The 22,984-nt window shown below is 53.8% G+C and carries 19 protein-coding genes; 15 read left to right on the forward strand and 4 right to left on the reverse strand.

Annotated features, from left to right (window positions below; translation table 11 throughout):
- The first annotated feature begins 83 nt into the window (after window positions 1–83).
- The 13 genes from Q31b_RS04935 (at window position 84) to Q31b_RS04995 (ending at window position 15,646) form a co-directional block, all read left to right on the forward strand.
- On the forward strand, window positions 84–824 hold the full coding sequence (locus tag Q31b_RS04935) for a DUF542 domain-containing protein (protein ID WP_146598483.1): 741 nt from the start codon (window positions 84–86) through the stop codon (window positions 822–824).
- Window positions 825–1,181: 357 nt separating this feature from the next.
- Window positions 1,182–2,234 (forward strand): MFS transporter, encoded by a 1,053-nt coding sequence (locus tag Q31b_RS04940; protein ID WP_146598484.1) that lies wholly within the window; start codon window positions 1,182–1,184, stop codon window positions 2,232–2,234.
- 84 nt (window positions 2,235–2,318) lie between these two features.
- Window positions 2,319–4,547, forward strand: a complete 2,229-nt coding sequence (locus Q31b_RS04945) for a molybdopterin oxidoreductase family protein (RefSeq protein WP_146598485.1) — start codon at window positions 2,319–2,321, stop codon at window positions 4,545–4,547.
- Between the two features lie 31 nt (window positions 4,548–4,578).
- Entirely contained in the window at window positions 4,579–4,872 is a 294-nt protein-coding gene (locus Q31b_RS04950) for a hypothetical protein (protein WP_231617309.1), read from the forward strand.
- A gap of 89 nt (window positions 4,873–4,961) precedes the next feature.
- Window positions 4,962–5,609, forward strand: a complete 648-nt coding sequence (locus Q31b_RS04955) for a 4Fe-4S dicluster domain-containing protein (protein ID WP_146598486.1) — start codon at window positions 4,962–4,964, stop codon at window positions 5,607–5,609.
- Window positions 5,610–5,719: 110 nt separating this feature from the next.
- The gene (locus Q31b_RS04960) at window positions 5,720–6,253 is read left to right on the forward strand and encodes a QcrA and Rieske domain-containing protein (protein ID WP_146598487.1); all 534 of its coding nucleotides are present in this window, start codon (window positions 5,720–5,722) and stop codon (window positions 6,251–6,253) included.
- The gene (locus Q31b_RS04965) at window positions 6,250–6,480 is read left to right on the forward strand and encodes a DUF6755 family protein (protein ID WP_146598488.1); all 231 of its coding nucleotides are present in this window, start codon (window positions 6,250–6,252) and stop codon (window positions 6,478–6,480) included. The genes Q31b_RS04960 and Q31b_RS04965 overlap by 4 nt, the downstream gene beginning before the upstream one ends.
- Window positions 6,477–7,541 carry a tellurite resistance/C4-dicarboxylate transporter family protein gene (locus tag Q31b_RS04970; protein ID WP_146598489.1) on the forward strand — a complete coding sequence of 355 codons (1,065 nt, stop codon included), beginning with the start codon at window positions 6,477–6,479 and terminating at the stop codon, window positions 7,539–7,541. Before Q31b_RS04965 ends, Q31b_RS04970 begins: the two co-directional genes overlap by 4 nt.
- A 308-nt stretch (window positions 7,542–7,849) precedes the next feature.
- Window positions 7,850–8,878 (forward strand): LssY C-terminal domain-containing protein, encoded by a 1,029-nt coding sequence (locus Q31b_RS04975; RefSeq protein WP_231617310.1) that lies wholly within the window; start codon window positions 7,850–7,852, stop codon window positions 8,876–8,878.
- Window positions 8,879–8,921: 43 nt separating this feature from the next.
- Complete coding sequence (locus Q31b_RS04980) at window positions 8,922–10,454, forward strand: hypothetical protein (RefSeq protein WP_146598490.1); 1,533 nt, start codon at window positions 8,922–8,924, stop codon at window positions 10,452–10,454.
- 423 nt (window positions 10,455–10,877) lie between these two features.
- Window positions 10,878–11,816 carry a YybH family protein gene (locus Q31b_RS04985; protein ID WP_146598491.1) on the forward strand — a complete coding sequence of 313 codons (939 nt, stop codon included), beginning with the start codon at window positions 10,878–10,880 and terminating at the stop codon, window positions 11,814–11,816.
- A 66-nt stretch (window positions 11,817–11,882) separates the two neighbouring features.
- Window positions 11,883–13,499 carry a protocadherin gene (locus Q31b_RS29315; RefSeq protein ID WP_197170933.1) on the forward strand — a complete coding sequence of 539 codons (1,617 nt, stop codon included), beginning with the start codon at window positions 11,883–11,885 and terminating at the stop codon, window positions 13,497–13,499.
- A 503-nt stretch (window positions 13,500–14,002) separates the two neighbouring features.
- Window positions 14,003–15,646 (forward strand): alkaline phosphatase, encoded by a 1,644-nt coding sequence (locus tag Q31b_RS04995; protein WP_146598492.1) that lies wholly within the window; start codon window positions 14,003–14,005, stop codon window positions 15,644–15,646.
- A 628-nt stretch (window positions 15,647–16,274) separates the two neighbouring features.
- Here the strand turns inward: Q31b_RS04995 and Q31b_RS28875 are convergent.
- From Q31b_RS28875 to Q31b_RS29320, 4 genes are all read right to left on the reverse strand, one after another.
- Window positions 16,275–16,463: a hypothetical protein gene (locus Q31b_RS28875; protein ID WP_146598493.1), complete on the reverse strand. Its 189-nt coding sequence runs from the start codon at window positions 16,461–16,463 to the stop codon at window positions 16,275–16,277.
- A 309-nt stretch (window positions 16,464–16,772) separates the two neighbouring features.
- Window positions 16,773–18,224 carry a sensor histidine kinase gene (locus Q31b_RS05005; RefSeq protein WP_146598494.1) on the reverse strand — a complete coding sequence of 484 codons (1,452 nt, stop codon included), beginning with the start codon at window positions 18,222–18,224 and terminating at the stop codon, window positions 16,773–16,775.
- Complete coding sequence (locus Q31b_RS05010) at window positions 18,221–18,910, reverse strand: response regulator transcription factor (RefSeq protein WP_146598495.1); 690 nt, start codon at window positions 18,908–18,910, stop codon at window positions 18,221–18,223. Before Q31b_RS05010 ends, Q31b_RS05005 begins: the two co-directional genes overlap by 4 nt.
- A gap of 217 nt (window positions 18,911–19,127) precedes the next feature.
- On the reverse strand, window positions 19,128–19,256 hold the full coding sequence (locus Q31b_RS29320; protein WP_261343815.1) for a hypothetical protein: 129 nt from the start codon (window positions 19,254–19,256) through the stop codon (window positions 19,128–19,130).
- A 333-nt stretch (window positions 19,257–19,589) separates the two neighbouring features.
- Here Q31b_RS29320 and Q31b_RS05015 point away from each other — a divergent pair, with 333 nt between their 5' ends.
- Window positions 19,590–21,107 (forward strand): DUF1254 domain-containing protein, encoded by a 1,518-nt coding sequence (locus tag Q31b_RS05015; protein WP_146598496.1) that lies wholly within the window; start codon window positions 19,590–19,592, stop codon window positions 21,105–21,107.
- Between the two features lie 372 nt (window positions 21,108–21,479).
- Window positions 21,480–22,922 carry a DUF1254 domain-containing protein gene (locus Q31b_RS05020; RefSeq protein WP_146598497.1) on the forward strand — a complete coding sequence of 481 codons (1,443 nt, stop codon included), beginning with the start codon at window positions 21,480–21,482 and terminating at the stop codon, window positions 22,920–22,922.
- The last annotated feature ends 62 nt before the right edge of the window (window positions 22,923–22,984 follow it).

Raw genomic sequence — 22,984 nt, forward strand, 5'->3', positions numbered from 1 at the left:
CCTAACATACACAAACAGGTGCAGGTTCAACAAGTCGCCTTGGTTCCACATTATTGATCTTGAGTTCGAGGAGAGCGTGGAAGATGAAACCGTCTGAATCCCATTACACGAAACGAGTTGGCCAGTGGGTTGCCGAGCATCCGCAGACGGCGGATGTGTTTGAGATGCTACGGATTGATTACTGCTGCGATGGTGACAAGACCCTCGAGCAAGCAAGTTGGGAACATGGGCTGGAATTGCTACGTGTCCATTCGTTGCTGCAGCGGACCATTGCTGAAATCGAGGACGCCTCCGTTGACGATTGGCTTCATGCCTCGTTGAGTGGATTGTGTGACCATATCGAACAGAAACATCACGCTTATTTGAAGAACACGCTTCCTACATTGACGAGCCTGATTGCAGAAGTGGTTGAGGTTTATGGTGATGCGCACGCAGAGCTTGGTGAACTGCAAGATTATTTTGTTGGCTGGCGTAGCGAGATACTAAACGTCATGGCCATGGAGGAACGAGATTTGTTCCCAGCGATCCGCCAGTTGGATGAGGCGACGTTTACGGGAGAAAGGTTCGGTCGGGGCGACGACTTCCGTCAACTCTCGGTGCCGATTCGGCGAGTCATTTACGATCACGAGGACATTGGCCAATCGCTTCGCAGCGCACGGGTGGTGGCGGCGGACTATAAGCCTCCGAGTGATGCAGGCCAAACCTACCGACAGATGTTAGGTTTGCTTCGTCGCGTTGAGACCGACACACGTCATCACGTTCACAAAGAGAATTACATATTATTTCCGCGAGTTCTGGACTTGGTAACACAGTCAGCGGCATAAGTTTCGGAACAAAGTAGCACAGGCTTCCAGCCTGCGTTCGTGGCACACGCTTCCAGCCTGCGTTCGTAGCACAGGCTTCCAGCCTGTGTTCGTGGCACAGGCTTCCAGCCTGTGTACGTGACACAGGCTTCCAGCCTGCGTTCGTGGCACAGGCTTCCAGCCTGTGTTCGTGGCACAGGCTTCCAGCCTGTGTTCGTAGCACAGGCTTCCAGCCTGCGTTCGTAGCACAGGCTTCCAGCCTGCGTTCGTAGCACAGGCTTCCAGCCTGCGTTCGTGGCACAGGCTTCCAGCCTGTGTTTTAGCAACCACAGGCTAGAAGCCTGTGCCACGAGCAGCAACCAACTTTAGGATTTTCCATTGAAAGCGTTTTCCATTCACCGAGAAGCGATGAAAGCTGGTCTGCACGGCGTTGTCGCGATTGTGATATTGGCCGTGCTGATTCTTATCGGCTCGCGCAATCTCTCGCACTTCGATGCGGCTCTGGTAGGCTACACCTTTGCGACGTTATTCGCCGCATTCGGCATCACCTATCGTTATTCGATGTGGTTACAGCGACCGCCAACCGCGATGTATTGGCGGCGTGGCTGGCAAGCATTCTTTCGTAAGCGTGCAGGACGTCGTAATTTGGTTCTGTGGTTGCGACGAGTCTGTGAAGATTTTGCTGCGAACTTGTTTATTTTCCGCCGCGGCTTCTTTCGCTGGGCGGCGCACTTTTTGATTATGTGGGGCTGCATCCTCGCGGCAGCGATTACATTCCCGCTTGTCTTTGGTTGGGTTCATTTCGAATTCGCTGGCGATGGTTTTGATACCTATCGCGCGAACGTGTTTGGATTTCCGACCATGTCGTTCCAGATCGATTCTCTACTGGGCTTCATGATATTTCATGGATTGGTTTGGGCGTCCTTCCTTGTCATCGCAGGCGTGATGTTGGCGATGCGCCGGCGGATGCGAGGGCGAGATGCGTTGGCCATCCAACGGTTCGGTGAAGATTTCCTACCGTTGATCATGTTGTTCGCTGTCAGCGTGACTGGCTTGATGCTCGTCGTCAGCTATTCATGGATGCACGGTTTTGCTTACGAGTTTTTGTCAATCACACATGCCGTCACCGTCATCTTCACCTTGCTTTGGATGCCATTCGGGAAGTTTTTTCACTTGTTTCAACGGCCCGCTCAACTGGGCGTCGCATTTTACAAGGATGCGGGGAAGAGTGGTGAGCAGGCGATCTGTCTGCGGTGTGATCAACCGTTTGCATCGAAAATGCATGTGGAGGATTTGATTCAAGTGGAGGAGCAATTGGGCTATTGTTACGAGATGTCGGATGGCCCCGCAGATCATTACCAGCGGATCTGTCCGCGCTGTCGCCGCGTCTCGCTGGCGCTTGCGCAGGGTATCGCATGGAACAAAGCATAGCGTGGCTGTGGCTTCCAGTCGCAGTCGCATAACTACATCAGAAACGGTGGCTAGAAGCCACAGCCACAACAGAATTAAAAAAACATGGCACCACAACCAAAATCGACGGTCGAAATGATCGAGCAGTTCGGCCCGCATTTGGCTCGTGCCTCCGGTACGCGTCTCGATCGCGGCGTTGACCCGGACAAGACGGTGAAAACGCATTGCTGCTTTTGCGGCCAGCAGTGTGGTATCCAACTGAAAGTCAAAGACAATCAGGTGATCGGTTTTGAACCGTGGACGGACTTTCCATTCAACAAAGGCATGCTCTGCCCCAAAGGTGTCAAACGCTATCTACAAGGATCGCATCCCGATCGTCTGCTCAATGCTCTCGTGCGAGATCCACAAGCCGATGGAGGCTTTCGCGCGATGGAGTACAACGATGCAATTCGCAAGACCGCCGATGCGATCGCACATCTTCAGCGCGAACACGGCAACGACTCGATCGCCATGCTCAGTGGCGCGAGTTTGACAACGGAGAAAACGTATTTGATGGGCAAGTTCGCGCGTGTTTGCCTGAAGACACCCTACATTGATTACAACGGTAGGTTGTGCATGGTCAGCGCGGGATCCGGCAACAAGAAAGCGTTCGGAATCGACCGAGCGGCAAACCCTTGGTCGGATATCGTGGGAGCCGAAGTGGTTTGGATCAGCGGTGCGAATGTGGGCGAGTGTGCGCCGATTACGACGAACTATGTTTGGCAAGCTCGAGAGCAAGGAGCCAAGATTATCGTAGTGGATCCTCGCATCACGCCGATCGCAAGAACGTGTGACCTGTTCTTGCCGATCAAGCCGGGACGCGATATTGCATTGTTCAATGGTGTGTTGCAACTGATGATCGAAAACGATTGGCTCGATCACCCGTTTATTGAACAACATACAGTGGGATTCGAAGCGTTGGCGGAGTCGGTTCATTCATGGACCCCCGCAAAAACCGCCGAGGTTACGGGCATCGCGGAACGTTCGATCCGGCAAGCGGCTGAGTGGTGGGGCACGGCGAGCACCAGTTTTTTGATGCACGCTCGAGGGATCGAACATCACAGTCACGGTGTTCAAAACGTGCTCGGCGCGATCAATATCGTCTTGGCTTCAGGACGTATTGGGCGAGAGAATTGCGGTTATGCAACCATCACAGGACAAGCAAACGGCCAAGGTGGTCGCGAACATGGCCAAAAATGTGACCAATTGCCCGGTGCACGTGATTTAGCAAACCCAGAGCACCGCGCACATGTGGCCAATGTGTGGGGCGTTGACGCCGATCAGTTGCCGCAGCCAGGCGTGGACGCTTACGAACTGTTTCGCAAAATCGAGGCTGGTGAGATTCGGGGTCTAATCTCGCTCTGCTTCAACCCACTCGTTTCATTGCCAGACAATAACTTTGTCCGCCGAATGCTCGACAAACTCGATTTTTTTGTCGCCATCGATTTCTTTTTGAATGATACCGCTCGCCACGCTGACATCGTTTTGCCTGGATCACTTCAAGAAGAAGACGAAGGAACCGTCACACAGATCGAAGGCAAGGTGATCAAGATCAACCAAGCGGTCGATCCACCAGGCGATGCGAAACAGGATTGGCGAATCATACAAGACATCGCCGCCGCTCTTGGTCGCACACATGGTTTTCAATTCCAAAGCTCGCGAGAAATATTTGACGAATTACGGCGTGCCAGTCGCGGTGGTGTCGCTGATTACTACGGGATCACTTGGGAGAAGATTGAAGAGCAATATGGTGTCTGCTGGCCATGCCCGAGCGAGGATCACCCAGGCACTCCGAGACTGTTTGAACCGGGTACCCCCAACCCGATCGCTGGCGACAAAGGACCATACTATTTTCCAGATGGAAAAGCCCGATTCAATGTGTCCCCTTACACGCCGCCGACCGAGGATGTGGATGCAGATTATCCGGTCATTCTAACGACCGGTCGAGTGGTCAGCCAATTCCTCTCTGGCACGCAAACCCGGCGGATTGGACCTTTGGTGGACCAGTATCCTGAACCGCGTGTCGAGATACATCCTCAATTGGCCGAGCGGTTGGGAATCGTCGAAGGTGACTGGACAACGATCACATCGCGGAGGGGCGAGATGACATTGAAAGCACAAGTTGTTAAGACGATTCGGCCAGATACGGTTTTCATTCCCTATCACTGGGCAGGTGCGAAGAGCGCCAACCAGTTGACGATCGCTGCGCAAGATCCAATTTCAAAGATTCCAGAATATAAAGTCTGCGCCGTTCGATTAAGGAAAGCGGATGCCGCGCCGGTGGCGGAAAATTGAAGCTTGAAAAAGTTAAAATGAGAATTGCAAAATGCAAAATGATCGTAAAGCGGTGCGACGAGGCGAAGATTTAGAAAATCGACGACTGGAGTTTGCCGCTCGGGTCGGCAAAAGGGTCGATGCTTTGCCGGACACGCCTCTCGGACGCCACAGCGCGAGCCAATTGGTGTGTCGTGGTACGTCACCTGCACCGAATGACGCAGAAGCGATGCGCAGCAGAGAGCAAGCGAGATTTTCGTCGGCAAGTCAATCGTCACTGCAAAAACAACCTAGCAAACCCCAAACCGCCAAATCCGGAGCGTTCATAACCCATTCCTCATTTTAAATTTTTCAATTCTTCCGCCCCAATCATCCATCCTCTTCATTGCTAGTGTCTCTTCATCCAACCCCGTTCCCAGACCAATAAGCATCTCCATGCCAGTTCCAGAGAACAAGTTTTTCTTCATCGATCCCAACCGCTGCATCGGATGCCAGGCCTGTGTCCAGGCATGTTCGGAATGCGACACGCACAAGGGGCATTCGATGATTCACCTGGAGTATGTCGATCGCTATGAGTCGCCGCAGACATTACCGGTGGTGTGCATGCATTGTGATTCGCCGACTTGTGCGGAAGTATGTCCTGCCGATGCGATCAAGCGGACCGAAGATGGTGTCGTCCAATCGGCTCGCAAACCTCGCTGCATCGCCTGCAGTAATTGTGTTCTGGCGTGCCCGTTCGGCGTTCCCAAAATGGAGACATCGATGGAGCTGATGATGAAATGCGACATGTGTTATGACCGAACATCGGAAGGCAAAAAGCCGATGTGTGCAACGGTCTGCCCCAGTGGTGCGTTGCACTTTGGCACGATGGATGAAATCGAAGAACTTCGCCCCCAATCACGCCCTGTCAACGAATTCCATTTTGGCGCTCAAACGATTCACACAAAGGTTCGAATGATGGTCCCGAAGAACTCCCGCCTGACGCACTTAGATGTCGTTGACGGAATGCATGGCAGTGATGAACCGGACGAACCCGACATGATGATGGACGGAGTTCTATTTGAGCTGCCAATCGTCTCGTAGGTTTTGGTTGGAGTATCGGTTCCAGCCGATTCCAAGTTTCCAATCACTACCCACCGTCATCGCCTAAAGTCAAGACTCCAACGTATCCCTAACCTTTAAACATCCTACTGATGAACAACGAACCTCTACATCGATTCCCGGACGGTCGTAGCGAAGCCGAGCAACCCAAATGGCGGCAAGATTTCCCAATTGATGTCGAAGCCGATGAATACGGTGCTCGCCGTGACTTCACCAAGTTTATGGTATTGACTAGCTTTGCCTTTGCCTTCGGCCAATTTTGGATCGTGTTGCAAAGCCTGTTTCGCGTGAAGAAAACGGAGGAAAAGCAGATTGCAATGGTTGACGACATGAAGGTGGGACAAGCGAAGACGTTCCATTATCCCACGGATCGTGACCCTTGTCTGCTGATTCGTCAAACGGCCGAAACATTCGTCGCGTACTCGAATCAATGCACTCATCTGATGTGTCCGGTTCGACCGGACGTGAAAAACGACCGTCTACATTGCCCCTGCCATGAAGGTTACTTTGAAGCCAGCACGGGTCGTCCGCTCGCGGGTCCGCCACGTCGCCCTCTTCCCAAGATCCAGTTGCGTATCGCCGACGGGATTGTTTATGCGACCGCAGTGGAGCTAAGAACATCATGACCGACCGTTCACAAACTCGGCGACAACGATTATCGATTGTCTACGGCATTCTTTGCATCGTTTTGCTTTTAGTCATCATGCAGCTGTGGCTACTCACGGCGACCATGAACGCATGGTTGGGGGGGAACGAGGAAATTGTCTGGCCCGCTGCGATCGCCAGCACCGTCTGTCTCGGGTTGAACCTAGGCTTGATGCGATACCTGGTCGCACTGGATTCCAATACATGACCAACTCAAACGACCGACTCTCGGCGAACAAGACCGCAATCGCGGACTTGAATCCAGCCTACTTTGCTTTGGTGATGGCGACCGGCATCGTTTCGATCGCTAGTCATTTGATGGGGCATCTCACAATTGCGATTGTATTGTTATGGATCAACACGATCGCATTTGCAATCCTGTGGGCCCTCACTCTGTTTCGACTTGCGATCTTTCCTCGCAAATTCTTTGCCGATCTCGTCGATCATCGTCGCGGGGTTGGCTTTTTTACATCCGTCGCTGGGACCTGTGTGCTGGGTAGCCAGTATCTCTTAGTGATGCAATCTCGTAGCGTTGCGGTCGTACTCTGGATAATAGGGATCACATTATGGTTCGTACTGACCTACACAATCTTTACAAGCTATGTGATCAAAGAAGTGAAACCTACGCTGGCCGATGGGATTCACGGGGGCTGGTTGGTTGCTGTCGTTGCGACGCAATCCGTATCGTTACTTGGTTCGACACTAGCAGAGGGATTTGGTTCCTACCAACCGCAGACATTGTTCTTTGCACTAACGATGTGGTTAGGCGGTGGGATGCTTTACATCTGGATCATCTCATTGATATTTTTTCGATACGCTTTTCTGCCCATGAAGGCGTCGGACCTGTCACCGCCCTATTGGATCAACATGGGAGCGATGGCGATTTCAACACTGGCAGGCGTAATGTTGGTATCCGCCGTCGAGGGCTCGTCGCTGCTGAGCGATATCGAACCATTCTTAAAAGGATTCACCCTATTCTTTTGGGCGACGGCGACATGGTGGATTCCAATGTTGCTCACCCTCGGCGTCTGGCGGCACATTTACAAGCGTTATCAACTCCGGTATGACCCACAATACTGGGGCCTTGTGTTCCCGCTCGGCATGTACACGACATGCACCTACCGCATGATGACCGTGTTCGAACTGCCGTACCTGTCGTTTATCACAGCCGTGTTTTTATGGATCGCGCTGGTGGTGTGGTCGATTACGTTTATCGGGATGTTTTGTCACCTGTTTCGAGCTGCCAATTTGCCGATTGAGCAAAATTAGTTCCCATGCGCTGTTCCTGGCTGTTCTCCCGGAACAACGCCTTCGGAAGAACTGCCCAAGCTATAGAAAAGCTTGAACGAATCGAAGTTCTTCGGAGTGTTGTCGACAGCCAACCCGCCTCTTTGCGTGGTTCTCCGCTTGGCGCTGACAGAGCGAGCGACAAGCGTTTTTTGGTTTCTGCTGACGTCTTGCTTGTTTTTGGGTTTCCTGCGTGACATAATGAGGGCACCTTGGTAACCAGGCTGAGGGAGAAATACACGGATCGGGCGTACGGAGCTTGAGGTGATTCGATTCTCCAACGAGGTCGTGTGAAAACGTTGAGCGAATCGACCTGCCGTCAAGATCTCTGCCGTCAAGATCTCTGCCGTCAAGATCAACGCCAAGCGTTCAGTAGGACCAAGAAAAACAGCGGGCGATGTGACACCGCCTCGCGGCGTCGCACGCGTCAACCCGCAGTCGGTCTCCGCGCCCCGATCGGTGCAACTCGATCGATCGCACCAAACACTTCACTTTGCAACCAAAATCCACCGTTCCACCCAGGCCATCTCTTTGCGCGCGAAGTAAATCAAATCACCATGGAATCGAGTAAGAAAAGTGTCTCTCATCCAAGCCGCTTCGGTCGCAGCAATCGGCTGGTGGAGGCCTTTGCAGTGTTTTTGATGTTTTGGCTGATAGCGGCATATGGGGTTGTTCCTTGGCTATCGAAGAACTATCCTGGACACCATTCGGTAGCGGAGGCTCGTCCGCGGATCACGCGAACAAGCGATGGTCACCCAGGCGACCCGTTGAATGTCGCTTTGACTGGTAGCGAAACGGATTTGCAGGAAATCATGAATGCGGCCAACTGGTATCCTGCGGCTGCACTAGGCTTGAAGAGCGACTTGAAGATTGCGGCAGACACCGTGCTCTCGCGCCCTGACGATTCCGCTCCCGTCAGCAGCTTGTATTTGTTCGGTCGCAAAGAAGACCTGGCCTTTGAACAACCGGTCGGTGACAATCCGCGACACCGGCACCATGTTCGTTTTTGGAAGACAGGAAAAGTCAATCAAGAAGGACGATCGACATGGATTGGTTCTGCGGTTTATGACAAGCGAGTTGGACTAAGTCGCACGACCGGCCAGATAACTCACGTCACGGCTGCCGACATCGATGTTGAACGCGATTATCTTTTCAAGTGTTTGGAGCAAACCGGTGACCTCGCGGAGCATTCAAGCGAACCTGGTTTTCATCAACAGCGTGAAGGAGTCAACGGCGGTGGCGACCCCTGGTATACCGATGGAGCACTCTGGACCGGAGTGATCCAAATGAACACACTCGACTTATCTTCTGAACAATGAAAGCGTTCAGATTTACTCCCCTTTCACCCCTGAGTTGCCTACGATGAATCGTTCATTATCCGCCTTCCTGCTGATCCTTGTCGCAGGGTTGACGAGCCTCCCCGCTTGTCAGGCCCAATTTGAGAACTTGCTACAACATCTACCGGAGGACGCCAATACGCTGATGTTGTTCAACATGGAGGAGATCATGGCAACGCCCTTAGCAGCGTCGCAGAATTGGAAGAACGGCGAAGCTGCAAAATATTCATCGGGACTGATGATCGTGCCTCCCCAAACATTGCATCTGGCAATGGCTGCACAAATGGATATTGAATTGATGCAACCCCATTGGCATGCTTCGGTGATGGATCTTAGCGAAGAACCCTCCATGTTGACGGTGACCGAGCGTCATGGTGGCAACGTTGATACGATCAGTGGCCAAGACGCAGCGGTACTTCCCAACAATACCTATGTCGTCAAATTCGGAAAGTTCATTGCCGGAACCATGTACCCCGCCGACCGACAGCAGACCGCACGCTGGGTCGATAGCGTGTTTGCAACGAGCGGGCGAAAGCCACTTTCGCCCTACCTGGCCGAAGCAGAAGGCTATGCGGACCAAAAAAAGGTGCCGATTGTTTTGGCGATGGACCTCAAAAATGTTTTGTCGGCCAAGTTCATTCGGCATCGACTTGACCTAATGAAATCGTTAAAGGGCACGCAAGTTGACCTGGACAAATTGGCCGAGGCACTGTCGAGTGTCCGTGGAATCACGTTGGGAATTGAAATTACCGACCGAATCACCGGCGGGATCAAGGTCGATTTTGATGGAGACGTCAGCTTGATGAAAGACGTCGCAAAACCGTTGCTGTTGGAATCACTCGGTAACCATGGCGCCATGATTAACGAGCTCAACGACTGGAAAGTGTCGGTCAGTCGCAATGAGATATTGCTGCAAGGATCATTCCAGTCCAGTGGTATCCAGCGAGTCTTTAGCTTGTTCGATGCCCCCCCTGGAATGCAGTCATTGTCACAAACCTCCTCGCCTGGAGACGCGAAATCAGGTAAAGATCTAACGGCCAGAGCGACTCAGCAATACTTCAAGTCGATTCAATTGTTGATTTCCGACTTGCAGCATGAGGACCAGGAACATCAATCAAGCACTCCGGGACTCGAGGCGATGTGGTATGCACGATATGCCGCCAAGATCGATGCGTTGCCGATTCTTCACGTCGATCCAGAAATGGTGACGTTCGCGACTCAAGTTTCCGCTGCTCTGCGTCAATCGCAAACCGCGATGCGGACAGCGGGTGTACAAACGGCGACGCGAATTACGAGCATGCAGGGTGCACAAGTCTATAACTACCAATATGCAGCAGGCGCTGCAGAGAATTACGGCATTTTTGGCGGTGGTTATGCCTATCGGTACCAGGCCAATCCGCGTGCATCGCTCAGGCAGGATGGTGCGCAAGTGGCTCAGATCGAAGCACAAGAGACCAGTCGTGGTTATGAAACGGCCAACAAGATCATGCAAGAAATCGCTGTTTCAACGACGCAGATTCGTCGCAAGATGACCGAGAAATATCAGATCGAGTTCTGATCCTTCTCCCGAAACGCCACCATTGATCATCCTTCCCAACGGCAACTTGGGAAGTGGGGATGGTCGCGAGCGTTGTTCGGGATGGAACTACGGTAGGCGTTGTTGCGCGGGGACAAGTTGAGGGCAGATTCTCCCCAAAAAAACATCGATTATGCCCGGTTTTTTAATTCCCCAGCTTCGTCGGCAGGATATAGTTAGCAGAAATCCCCCAGAGCAGTGCGTTGTTTTATTGGACAGATTTTTTTCCATCCATGATCACCGCACTTGAGGTCGTCTTGCGAAGCTCTTGGTAGCGACGCTTTGGTAGCGATGCTTTGGTAGCGATGCGAAAGTCTTGGCGACTTCGGCTACACCGCGCGGCGGAGACCGTGATTTTAATGCAGGGACGCGATCATCTAATCAAGCTAATTGAAAGAATGCACCATGCGATCGTTGATCTTTGCTGCCCTTGCCCTGACGGTGGCGATGGCTTCTTCGGGTTTGGCCCAACAAACCCAACCGGGTTCAGTTACAAATACCGCTGGACCGCCCACCGAAACCTCTCCCGAGCTTGATGCGATTCGAGCCCAATCGAAAGCGTTTATCGAAGCATTTGGCAAGCATGACGCCAAGGCGGTTGCCTCGTTGTGGACGGAGAACGCTGAATACATTGACGATTCAGGGACGATGTATGAGGGCCGGGACGCGATCGAACAGGTGTACGCGGGGATTTTTGCAGAAAATCCGAACGCCAAAATCCGCATGGTGATCGATTCACTACGTTTGCTCAGTGACTCCGTCGCGATCGAAGACGGACGGGCGCTGGTCGACCCGGCGCCTGAGGGCGGTATCGGGGTCAGCAAATACACAGTGGTCCATGTAAAGACAAACGGTCAATGGGAAATGGCGTCGGTGCGAGATCGCTGGGTAGAGACAATCGCATCACGCGAAAGCACCGGAGATCTCGGCTGGTTAATCGGGACCTGGGAAGCGGAGGAGCATGGCGTGCGGATGGAATCGGTATTCCGCTGGGTCGCCAATGGAATGTTCGTTGAGCGGACCCATACGACGACGCAAGTGGATGGGACGAAAAGCTCGGGAGTGCAACTGATCGGCTGGAATCCGGCCGAAGGTCATGTGCAGTCTTGGACGTTCAGCCCCGACGGTGGGCATGCGGTCGGGGTTTGGTCGATGACGCCGGTGGGTTGGATCTCTGAAACGAGGGGTGTGACCGGCGATGGCATAACGACAACATCGGTCAACCAACTCAGACGTCTTGATGACAATGCCTACGTATGGCAGTCGACTCAACGAACCGCTGGCGACGTGGCACTTCCCGATACCGACGAAGTGGTGATTAAACGCGTTCCATCAAGTAAATAACCGATCCGGCCGCAACCGATCGACTAATCAAAAACCAAAAAGACCAGCCTCAAAAAGAACGTATTCATGACTAGAAAATCAATCCTTAGCGTTTTAACCATCAGTTTATTACTTTGTCTTCCACTTGACGATTGCTGGGGCCGCGGCCGCGGCGGATTCAGCGGCGGTGCCTCGCGTAGCATCGGTGGCGGATTCGGCGGCGGCGCTAGCCGCAGTATCGGTAGCGGATTCAGTGGCGGTGCTAGCCGCAGCATCGGTAGTAGCGGTTTGAGCCGTGACCTGAGTGGTGGATTAGGCGGCGGAGGTGGCCGAAGCATGAGTGGCGGACTTAACCAGAGTGGCCTTGGTGGCCTTGGTGGCGGTGGTGGCGGTGGTTTCGGTGGTGCGGGTCACAACATCGGCGCCGGTGGCGGTATCAACCAAGGCGGCTTTGGGGGTGGGCTCAGTGAGAACCGGCTTGGCTCTGGCGGTTTAGGCGGCGGTTTAGGCGGCGGACTTGGTCAAGGTCTTGGTGGTCAATCCGCAACCAGAAACCAGTATTCCAAACCGAACCGTAGTCAGCTTGACGGCTTTCTGGGGATGCCGTCGGACGGCGGCCTAGGCAGTCTTGGAAGCTCGCGAAATCGAACAGGCGATAACTTCGATATCACCCATGGGACGGCGGAAGGATCCCGCGGTGGTCAAGCAGCAGGCGTCTCGGTGACCGGGCCGCGCGGTAACACGAGAGCCGGCGCCGTGGGCGTCGGGGCGGACGGTGGCGTTGCCAAAGTTGGCGGTGTCCAAGGTGCCGATGGTGTCCAGGCGGCACGTGGTGCGGCAGTGGGTCCGAATGGTGGTGTCGCAGCAGCCAGCGGAGTTCGCGGACCTGAGGGGGCAGCAGCAACACGTCGTGCAGCGGTGACGCCAGACGGCCGAGTGGCGGCGGGTGGTGCAGTGCGTGGTGCCAATGGCGCTGCGGCTGCCAGAGGTGTGGTTGCAGGCCCAGCCGGTGCGGCCGCAGGTTTCGCTCGGGTGACGCCATCAGGTCGCTACACCAGCGCCGCAGCCGTACGCAGCAATTACAACCACTGGGACCTTTATGGCCCTCGCTGGCACACCAATCATCCGGGTGCTTGGTTTGCCGCAGGCTGGACCGCCAACACCATGTGGCGAGCCGCGACGTGGAACTCGGTGGACGCGTGGATCGGCTATCCCGTCGCTCAGCCAATCTACTACGACTATGGCACCACCATCGTTTACGATAACGGCAATGTTTCGATGAACGGCGAAGACGTCGGAACGCCCCAAGAGTACTTTGAACAAGCAAGCGCTATCGCTCAGGCTGGAGCGCAAGCCGAGGCACCCGAGGACGGTGAGTGGTTGCCGCTTGGCGTTTTTGCCTTGACCAAAACCAACGCTAAAGAATCAGACGTGACCATCCAATTGGCCGTCAACAAAGCTGGTGTTATTCGCGGCAACTATACGGACACGGCAAATGGCAAGACGCAAACCGTTCAAGGCTCGATCGACAAGAAAACGCAGCGAGTCGCGTTCTCGATCGGTGATAATAAGTCGGACTTGATTGAGACAGGACTCTACAATCTCACCAAGGACGAAGCTCCAGCCCTGATCCATATCGGTCAGGACAAAACCGAACAGTGGCTACTGGTTCGGCTCAAAAACGATAATGCCGCAGTCGGTTAGCTTCAACACGGCTAGCTTCAGCACAGCTAGCTTCAGCAAACCTATCCGACCTTCATCCAACGACTGCCAGCAAAACGAGACAACGCCTTTCCATCGAACGATGCCGCGCGGTGCACCGTGATCGTGTTTGTCTCGATTGGCAAGTGGGCAGGAAAGCCTACCTTTCCCGCCCACGCCGTCTACGTTGACATCCGATCGATCGATGCAAGACTCGATCAATAAGCCGGCGAAGTCAACAAACTGACCCGAGCCGGTAAACTTTGCGGGTCGAGGTTGGAAGCCACAGCCACATTTTTTGGCGAAGTCGCTTTTCACCATCGAAACTTCAAAACTTTCGCTTGGGTTTAGGGTTAAAGGCTATGCGGTGCTGCCCAACAGAGGAAAATCCTCCCCCCTACTACCTTTTGATTTCGATACGATTATCATGAGTAACTCACGTGACCGCACGATGCGTTCGCTCACACAGAATCCCACCAACCCACCACTGAAACGAAGCATACTAGATGAATCTTAAACCTGGTTTCACAATTCGCATATCCGTCTTCGCTTTCGTACTGGCCGCAAACGCTTGCCAGCACGTGCCCGTTCAGGCCGCCGATCCCATTGCGAAGATGCAAGTCGATGCGGTAACAACTCGGCAAGCCGACTGGGGCTATTGGGGACCGAACCCGAAGACGTATTCGAGCTGGAAGACGCACAGCAACCGCTTGATCCCCGTTTACACGTTTGGAATTGACCTAAACGCGGTCAGCGGTGAAAACAGTTTGTATCGCGATGCCGCGGCAATCGAAAAACTTTATGGCTTCCTGCCTGACAAGACGCACAACCCCGAAGCCGAATACTTTGACCAGACGGACGTTTACCGACTGCAAAAGTCGGCTGTTGAATCAGGCAAGAAACGTGTGATTCTATTTGTGTTCGACGGCATGGATTGGGACACGACGCGAATTGCTGCCATCGCAAATTCTGGCAAGGATTATAGTGAAGGACGGGGCGAAGGGCTCCACTTTTTGGATTATCGAGGTACGACGACGGACTATGGATATTGCGTCACCAGCCCTCGTGTCGACGGCACGTCAGTCAGTGTCGACAAGCAAACCGTTATCAACCCTGAAGGAAAAGTTCGTGGAGGCTACGACGCCAAGTTAGGCGGCAACTCGCCATGGGAACCTCCCACCGATGCCGATTACCTGATCGGAAAGAGCAAGCAGACCAAACATGCTTACGCGGAATCTTCTGCCACCGCGACATCGTTGACTTGCGGGATCAAGACCTACAACGACGCAATGAATGTGGACTTCGTAGGTCGTGAAGCGATGCCGATCGCCAGGACGCTGCAACAAGATGGCTTTGCTATCGGTGTTGTGAGCAGCGTTCCGATCAGCCATGCAACGCCGGGATGTGCCTACGCCAACAACGTACACCGAAGCGACTATCAGGATTTAACGCGTGACTTGGTCGGACGTCCTTCCATTTATCATCCCGGTGGCTTGCCAGGCGTCGACGTGCTGATCGGCGGCGGTTGGGGAATCAATCCGAAAAAAGATGGGGGACAAGGCAAAAACTTTGTTCCTGGCAACAAGTACATCGCCGCAGACGACTTGGCAGCGATCGACGTTGAGAACGGTGGCAAATATGTCGTCGCTCAGCGTACCGATGGCATGGCTGGTCCAGAGGTTCTCAGCACAGCCGTGCAACAGGCAATAAAGGATCAGAATCGCCTGTTCGGTTTCTTCGGCGCTCAAGGGGGCCACTTGCCCTATCAGACTGCCGACGGAAATTACGATCCGGTCGTCAGTTACGGAAATGCCAAGCCCGCGAAGGCCGAGGCCTACAGTGAAGCGGATTTGCACGAGAATGTCAAACTTGATGAGATGGCTGTGGCCGCGCTCAATGTTCTCGATGCTCGCAGCGACCAATGGTGGTTGATGATTGAAGCCGGCGAAGTCGACTGGGCCAATCATTCCAATAATATCGACAACTCCATCGGCGCGGTCCTCAGCGGGGACGAAGCATTCGCGGCCGTGGTGGCATGGATCGAACAGAATGGCGGTTGGAACGATACCGCATTGATTCTCACCGCCGATCACGGTCACTACTTTAATCTCAACCGCCCCGAAGCGTTCATGCAAGCAGCAAGCGAATAGCGAACCTGACGTTGAGCAAAACGTTCTCTTCGATCCAATGACACCTCTGCTGCAAATAACCAAACTCACCCAAGTTTGGCGTGTTCCAGCATTTCGTCCGATTGCAGCTGGCGGCTAGTCGCCAGCTTGGTCAGCGATGATCTTGGCGCTCATTGGATCGACATCACTTTCCCGCAGATGGGATCGACTGTCAATTCATAGGCAATGTCGTTCATAGGCAATGTCGTTCTGACGAATCTTCAACCTCCCAATTTCATCAACCCACAGGCCGGAGGCCGAAATGACCCACAGGCCGGAGGCATCGAGGGGTTCGAGCAAGAGTGGCAATGGGTATCGCGACGAAATCGGCAGCCGGCTAACGCCAAAACGGCTAATTCGCAGAGTGTTTCTCCGAGGATTCACACTAACGCTTTCGCTCTAACGAGTTACTCAAATGACGAGCCATCACATGAAGCATCCGGGCTAGGGGTAAGTGATTTTTCCAATCTCATGACGGATAAAATCGGGCAAGTCAATTGGTTCGTGGTTTGATTAACGCCACGGGTGTCCTAAGCGATCTAGGGGAAGGCTCCGTGAGTCGAACATAAAAGAAAACTCATCTTGCCGGCAATTCGTGACACGGAATCGTTCACTCGTGTTGCTCCTCTTCAACAAGACGTATGACATCGTGAAGTGTCATTGACATCGGATCCATCGTCCGAGGATCGCAAGGTTGAGTGAACCGAGCTTGGGCAAATAGATTGAATAGTCGACGCATGATTTCTTCCTTCATATCAAAGTGTTCTATCGAATCGACGCTACGAATCGGTCGAGACATCGGCAGTGTGCTGATGTCAGAAAGAAGTATCGCCTTGCGCACTAAACCACCGATGAACTCTTGATAAAATCTGATTTATCAGGCCTTCTTCAATGGCTCCAGCGAAGAATTCGTGGGTTGATTCTTCAATCCCAAGTACAGAAAGGTAGGTTTTTCAGGCATCGCAGGGCCAAAAGAATGTTTTTGGGTTCATCAACAATCTGACGTTCCAAAATAAACCTCGGCAAAACAAGATGTTTCACCGAGGCCAAGCGAGACCTACTTCCCGGCCTAACCCAACTAGCCAAACTCTGGCGAATTCGCCGAAGCTCAAACCGTGTTCTCGTTGGCAGCGTGATGGATAAACTCAGTGGGCAACCGCAACGTAAAGCAGCTTCCGCGACCAGGTGTACTTGTCACTTGCAACGTACCGCCAAGCGTGTCGGCGATGCGACGGGCGATGGCTAATCCGAGGCCGTTACCGGCAACTCCCTTGCTACGAGCCTCGCTGGATCGAAAGAAAGACTCGAACAGATGCTGTTGATCCGCCTCGGAGATGCCATTGCCTGTGTCCGTGACGCGCACGATCGCGTGCCCTTCGTCACTCACTACATCAATCGTGATCGGACTTCCGGGAGGACTATACTTCATCGCGTTGGACACCAGGTTGTCAATGATTCGTGCCAACAATGTTGACGTGGCCCGCACCGCGATCGACCGGTCGATCTGGTTCTGCAGTCTTAGGTCGGCTGCCCGCGGTAGACTCGACCAAGCCGAAGCATATTCGTCAAACCACACGCCCAACTGGATCGGTTGCAGCCGCGGAATGGCGGTATCGCCTTCGCTTCGCGCCAAAAACAAAAGTGCTTCCACGATCTCTTGAAGCGATAGCGCTTTGGTGCGCAGCAGTTGCAAGGTCGAAGTATAGTCTGCTTCACTTCGTGGGCGCCGAAGCGTCACGTCAATCTGTCCGAGCAACACTGTAATAGGCGATCTTAGCTCGTGTGCCGCGTCCCCGGCGAACCGTCGTTGCTGCTCGAAGGCAGCCTGTTGGCGGTCAAGCAATTGATTGAAGGTCGCCCCCAGTTCGGCCAGTTCATCACCGGAGTCTTGCACGACTAACCGAGACTGGAAATCCGAACCAGCAATCGACTGGGCCTGACTCGCCATCGAGGTAACCGGCTTGAGGGCCTGACGCACCATCCAGTATCCCAGTGCAGCGGCAACGCACCAGGCAGCCAGAGGCAGCACCGTGACAAGGAAAGTCAACCTGGACATGATCGAATCTCGCTTTGCAGTGTTGCGACCGACGACGACAATCAATTCATCAAACTCATCGAGTTCTCGTTCCGTTGCAAGTGGCTTCGGTGCTGTCAAACGTTGATACAAAACCATGCGTTGATCCGTTGAATCGACAGGATCCATCAGCGTACCGCTCGATTCATTTGTCCCGGCTAATTGCATCGCCAGTTCCGTCAACTTCCGATCCGCATTCCGAGACTTTTCGACGACCAGATTGCGGTCGCCGACAACGATCCAATTGACTTCGCCAAATTGGTCGAGCGAACCAAAGAAGACAGCGTGTTCCAACGGTTGCCATTTGACTTCGGTCTCTTCGATTTCCGCTGCTGCGACCAAAGAGTTAAGAACTCCATGCAATTCATGTTCGAATTGGTACACGACTTGTCGTCGCGTCACGGAATAAAACACCAATGAATAAACGGTCAGTGCAATCGCCAGTGTCAGCAGAAAATAGGCAGAGACACGAGTCGTAAGTTTCATTCGTGACTCGTGTCTTGAGACTCCAGGATGTACCCTTGGCCTCGGCGTGTTTGAATCACACGCGGGCCAAATGCTTCCAGTTTCCGACGCAAATCCTTAACGTGAACTTCGAGGGTGTTGGAAAGCCCGTCAAAATTCTCATCCCAGACCGTACTGTAAATCCGCGTTCGCGAAAGCACTCGGCCGGGATTCCGCACAAACATCGCTAAGAGTGACAATTCCTTCGCGGTCAGGTCCAGCGATTCTCCCGCACGAGTGGCCCGTTGCTGAGCGAGATCAATACGGATGTCGCGGTATTCGATCGACATGCTGTCGGCTTGATTTTGTCGTCGCAACAAAACGCGAACGCGGGCTAGAAGTTCCTCGAAGGCGAACGGCTTTGTCAAATAGTCGTCGGCCCCGGCGTCAAGTCCCGTCACTCGCTCGTTGACGCCATCGCGTGCCGTCAGAAATAGCACAGGCGTCACTCGATTCCTCTGCCGGAAACGCTGCAGTATGTGAATACCGTCTTCCCCCGGCAACCACCAATCCAAGATGACGAGATCCCAAGTCTCCGACTGCAACCGCAACCACGCATGACGGCCATCTTTGGCCAACTCTGCCGTGTAGCCCTCTTCGTTCAAGCCGCGGACGAGGAAATCGGATATTCCTGGGTCATCTTCAACGACTAGAAGGCGAACACTCATCGAAACGATTCTCGGCGAACGTGGTTCAAGTGAAAAATGCAACACTCGCATTATGACAACTTCGCATGAACCGCCAATGAGCGGTCAATAAAGAAATCTTCATACAATCTTCATGCCCTGCGACGGTGGGAACGCTCATTCCATTCGAGGACGCCGTCGAGCGAGCTGCATGCCTTTCTCTGACGACACCTATCTGACGACACCTATCTGACGTCACCTACCTGACGACACGCTGAGCGGACCGCATCTTGCACCGAGTACGTCCCGAGCCAACCAAACATGCCCCCAGGATCACGCCAGCAGTAATCATGGCGGACACCTGAACGAGCGCAACAAGATTGTCCATCGTTTTTCTCCAGCAGATTGGAAAGAAATCAAAAGGTCTGCTAGGAGTATCGCAGTGGGACATAATGGAGGGCTGAGGCGAGATTAAAATTTTGCTTATCTTGCTAGGATCGTGTTCTAAGTCGTCAAAAAACAGTGTTTTCGTTGACGATCGCCGAGAGCGAGCATAAAAAAGCATGAGTGTTTTTCAACTTTGCTTTCCGCCCGGAGTAAAACAACTGCTATACTTCATCTGATCACCTTTGCGAAGCGGATCAGGACAAACGATGTGAATCCATACAAAGGCCCAACCGAGCAGCGGTACGATATCCGACATCCAATGAAAACAAATCCAATGAACGACTCAGCCGAACACAAGCTCTGGACATCCGTCCTTGTCGCCGCAGTGGCCTTAGCAAGCAGCGGTTCCGTTTTTGCCCAAGTCTCTCAGGAAACCCTCGAATCGATCGCCATTCCGGATAAGGTCGAGACACCGATTGGAACATTGGAGTTCTTCGACGGCGTGCCAAACGACGCTACCGTCGACAAGCTCTACGACAATCTCGACCGCATGCGGGCTGTCGAGGTCTATCTCAACAACCAGGGCGCAGCCTCTCTTAATGCCATGCGGAAAGGCAATGCAGAAATTGGTGCGGATGCGTCCAACAAGGTCACGATCACCGAACAACTCCTTCAACCCGCATCACTGTACCTTACGGGCAACACCTCGACCTTGTACGCCCTGACTTACCTCGATCTAAAAACCGAGGGTCCGCTGGTCGTGGAGCTCCCGCCCGGCATGCTGGGATTCCTTGATGACGCTTGGTTCCGCTTCATCGGTAACCTCGGTGTGATCGGACCGGACAAGGGGAAAGGCGGCAAGTATTTGCTGCTTCCCCCGGACTACAGTGGTGACGAGCCCGAGGGCTATTTCATCGTCAAGCTCCCCACCTACAACAACCTAATGTTCCTACGTGGCTCGATTGCGAAGGGACTGGCGCCAGCCCTAGAGAATATCAAATCGAAGCTGCGGATCTATCCACTCGCGAAGGCAGCGAACCCACCTGCCACCGAGTTCATTAACATGTCGGGTAAGAGCTACAGCACGATCGTCACGCGAGACTTGAGTTTCTTCGAGGACCTCAATGCGCTGGTGCAGGTTGAACCCCTCGATGCAATCGGAACGGAGATGCGAGGCCAATTGGCAGCGATCGGCATCGTGAAGGGTAAGCCCTTTCGCCCCGATGCCCGCATGAAGAAGCTGCTAAATGAAGCCGCGAATCTTGGCAACGCCACCGCCCGGGCCATCACGTACCAGCCACGTATCGACGGCGTCTTCATCTACCCCGACACCAACAGTGCTTGGACGACGGCCTACGCCAATAAGAACACCTCCTTCGAAGCGGATGGCGCGATGGGTCTGGACGCGCGACCGCTGTTCTACTTCAACGCGACCGGCGTGACGCCCGCCATGGCAACGAGTCATCCAGGAGCTGGATCCGACTACGCGTTGGCTTATCTGGATGCGAATAAGAACGCCTTCGATGGTTCGAAAACCTACAAACTCCATCTGCCACCAAACGTTCCGATCAATAATTTCTGGGCTGTCACGATCTACGACACGCAGACACGTTCCTTGTTGCAGACCAGTCAGACCTTTCCGACCGTCGGCAGCCAGAGCGAAGGATTCCAGAAAAACGAGGACGGCTCCTACGACGTCTATTTTGGACCGAAGGCACCGGCCGGGAAGGAAAACAACTGGCTTGAAACCATCCCGGGCAAGAGTTGGTTCACGATCCTGCGGATGTACGGCCCACTCGAGCCATGGATAGAGAAAACCTGGCGTCCTAGCGAGATCGAGCTTGTGAAATAATCGACACTTCTCGTTGAACGCCACCACGAATCCAGCGGCCCCCAATGGACTTGCCCCATTGGAGCCAACGATTGACTGCTAATAGACAACACCTTCGTCGGGTAAGACCCCAGCGGGCTTGTCCCGTTTGGTGAATCAGTCTCGCTCACCAAACGGGACAAGCCCGCCCAGGTCGATCGTGTGACTAGCATGAGTGTTTAGCTAATAATAATCGTTCGCTCCAACGACGCAAGGTCGTTGGGGGCGGGAGTTTGTTGGTGGTGTTCACCGAGTAGTGTCAAATAATCCAAGACCCTGGCCGTCCCACTTTGGAGCGTGCTGCAAACTCGGGTTCAAAAGCGTTACAACAACAAGCAACAATAAGCAAACACAATGAAAACAAGCACCATCGCCTTCGCTGCGATCGCAGCCGTCACACTCCTGTTCACCGCGAGTGACCAAAAGGGTGCGAAGGGCGCCGACTTATCGGCGCCTCCATCGCCCGAGCAAACCCAAGCCATCGCTGAGGAAGGCTTCGTTTACGGTCTGCCGATCGTGATGAACTACGCCGTGATGTATGAATACGCTGTTGACAAGGGCGGTAGCCAATTCAAGGCCCCGTTCAATCAGCTCAAGAACGAGCCACGCGTTTACACCTACAAGGACACGGCGGTCATCACGCCCAATAGCGACACGCCCTATTCCTTCACTTGGCTCGACCTGCGAGCCGAGCCGATCGTCCTGACCGTGCCTGCGGTCGAAAAGGAACGCTACTATGCCGTCATGATGTGCGACGGTAATACTTACAACTATGGCTACATTGGCAGCCGCGCCACCGGCAACGATCCCGGCAGCTACATGGTTGTTGGTCCTGATTGGAAGGGTGAAAAGCCAGAAGGCATCAAGAAAGTTTTCACTTCCACCACTCCCTTCTCCCTTGTTGCTTACCGCACCCAGCTCTTCGACCCTGCAGACATGCCGAACGTGATCAAGGTCCAGAACGGCTACCAAGTGGAGCCGCTTTCCGTCTTCCTCAAGCAACCCGCACCTGCCGCCGCCCCAGCGATCGACTTCAGCCCGGCGACCACCGAAGGCATCAAGGAGAACTTCTGGAGCTACCTCGACACCGCGCTCAAGTACGTTCCCGAAACGGCCATGGACAAAGAGATCCGCGCCAAGCTCGCGACCATCGGTATCGGACCGAACAAGACCTTCAACATGAAGGACCTATCGCCAGAGCACCAAAAAGCGATCATCGTGGGCATGAAGGCTGGTGACGAAAAAATCAGCACTTACTTGGCCTCGGGGATGACCGACGTCAATGGTTGGCAGATTGGATCGCTTCCGGGGGACGAAGCTCACTATAAGGGTGACTGGCTGATGCGTTCCGGCACCGCGAAAGCAGGGCTCTATGGCAACAGCGCCGCCGAGGCCGTTTACCCACTGACCCGCGTGGATGGCAAGGGTGAGACACTCGACTGCAGTAAAAACAACTACACCATCACCTTCCCCGAAGGCCAATACCCGCCCGTGAACGCGTTCTGGTCGGTCACCATGTATGATGGCAAGTCCCAGTATCTGATCGAAAACCCGATCAACCGCTACCTCATCAACTCACCGATGATTCCCAACATGAAAAAGGGCGAAGACGGATCACTCACCCTCTACATCCAAAAAGACAACCCCGGTGGCGAGCTGGAAGCGAACTGGCTTCCCGCACCCAACGACACAGTCTATCTCGTGATGCGGCTCTATTGGCCGACGACCGAAGCTCCGTCCGTTCTTCCTCCAGGCAAAGGCAGTTGGCAACCACCTGGGATCGTGAAGGCAGAATAGTCGCCCCGTCGATTCCGAACCACGCGGGCCGAACCATGCGGGCCGGCCCGCGCATTCAGTCG

It is taken from the genome of Novipirellula aureliae, assembly GCF_007860185.1.
Lineage (GTDB): Bacteria > Planctomycetota > Planctomycetia > Pirellulales > Pirellulaceae > Novipirellula_A > Novipirellula_A aureliae.

What these genes read in the sequence shown, in the direction of transcription:
- Q31b_RS04960 (WP_146598487.1), top strand. Translation starts at nt 5,720, where the DNA reads ATGAACAACGAACCTCTACATCGATTCCCGGACGGTCGTAGCGAAGCC.
- Q31b_RS04985 (WP_146598491.1), top strand. Translation starts at nt 10,878, where the DNA reads ATGCGATCGTTGATCTTTGCTGCCCTTGCCCTGACGGTGGCGATGGCT.
- Q31b_RS04995 (WP_146598492.1), top strand. Translation starts at nt 14,003, where the DNA reads ATGAATCTTAAACCTGGTTTCACAATTCGCATATCCGTCTTCGCTTTC.
- Q31b_RS29315 (WP_197170933.1), top strand. Translation starts at nt 11,883, where the DNA reads ATGACTAGAAAATCAATCCTTAGCGTTTTAACCATCAGTTTATTACTT.
- Q31b_RS04965 (WP_146598488.1), top strand. Translation starts at nt 6,250, where the DNA reads ATGACCGACCGTTCACAAACTCGGCGACAACGATTATCGATTGTCTAC.
- Q31b_RS04955 (WP_146598486.1), top strand. Translation starts at nt 4,962, where the DNA reads ATGCCAGTTCCAGAGAACAAGTTTTTCTTCATCGATCCCAACCGCTGC.
- Q31b_RS05015 (WP_146598496.1), top strand. Translation starts at nt 19,590, where the DNA reads ATGAACGACTCAGCCGAACACAAGCTCTGGACATCCGTCCTTGTCGCC.
- Q31b_RS04970 (WP_146598489.1), top strand. Translation starts at nt 6,477, where the DNA reads ATGACCAACTCAAACGACCGACTCTCGGCGAACAAGACCGCAATCGCG.
- Q31b_RS05010 (WP_146598495.1), bottom strand. Translation starts at nt 18,910, where the DNA reads ATGAGTGTTCGCCTTCTAGTCGTTGAAGATGACCCAGGAATATCCGAT.
- Q31b_RS04945 (WP_146598485.1), top strand. Translation starts at nt 2,319, where the DNA reads ATGGCACCACAACCAAAATCGACGGTCGAAATGATCGAGCAGTTCGGC.
- Q31b_RS29320 (WP_261343815.1), bottom strand. Translation starts at nt 19,256, where the DNA reads ATGGACAATCTTGTTGCGCTCGTTCAGGTGTCCGCCATGATTACTGCT.
- Q31b_RS05020 (WP_146598497.1), top strand. Translation starts at nt 21,480, where the DNA reads ATGAAAACAAGCACCATCGCCTTCGCTGCGATCGCAGCCGTCACACTC.
- Q31b_RS04950 (WP_231617309.1), top strand. Translation starts at nt 4,579, where the DNA reads ATGCAAAATGATCGTAAAGCGGTGCGACGAGGCGAAGATTTAGAAAAT.
- Q31b_RS05005 (WP_146598494.1), bottom strand. Translation starts at nt 18,224, where the DNA reads ATGAAACTTACGACTCGTGTCTCTGCCTATTTTCTGCTGACACTGGCG.
- Q31b_RS28875 (WP_146598493.1), bottom strand. Translation starts at nt 16,463, where the DNA reads ATGTCTCGACCGATTCGTAGCGTCGATTCGATAGAACACTTTGATATG.
- Q31b_RS04980 (WP_146598490.1), top strand. Translation starts at nt 8,922, where the DNA reads ATGAATCGTTCATTATCCGCCTTCCTGCTGATCCTTGTCGCAGGGTTG.
- Q31b_RS04935 (WP_146598483.1), top strand. Translation starts at nt 84, where the DNA reads ATGAAACCGTCTGAATCCCATTACACGAAACGAGTTGGCCAGTGGGTT.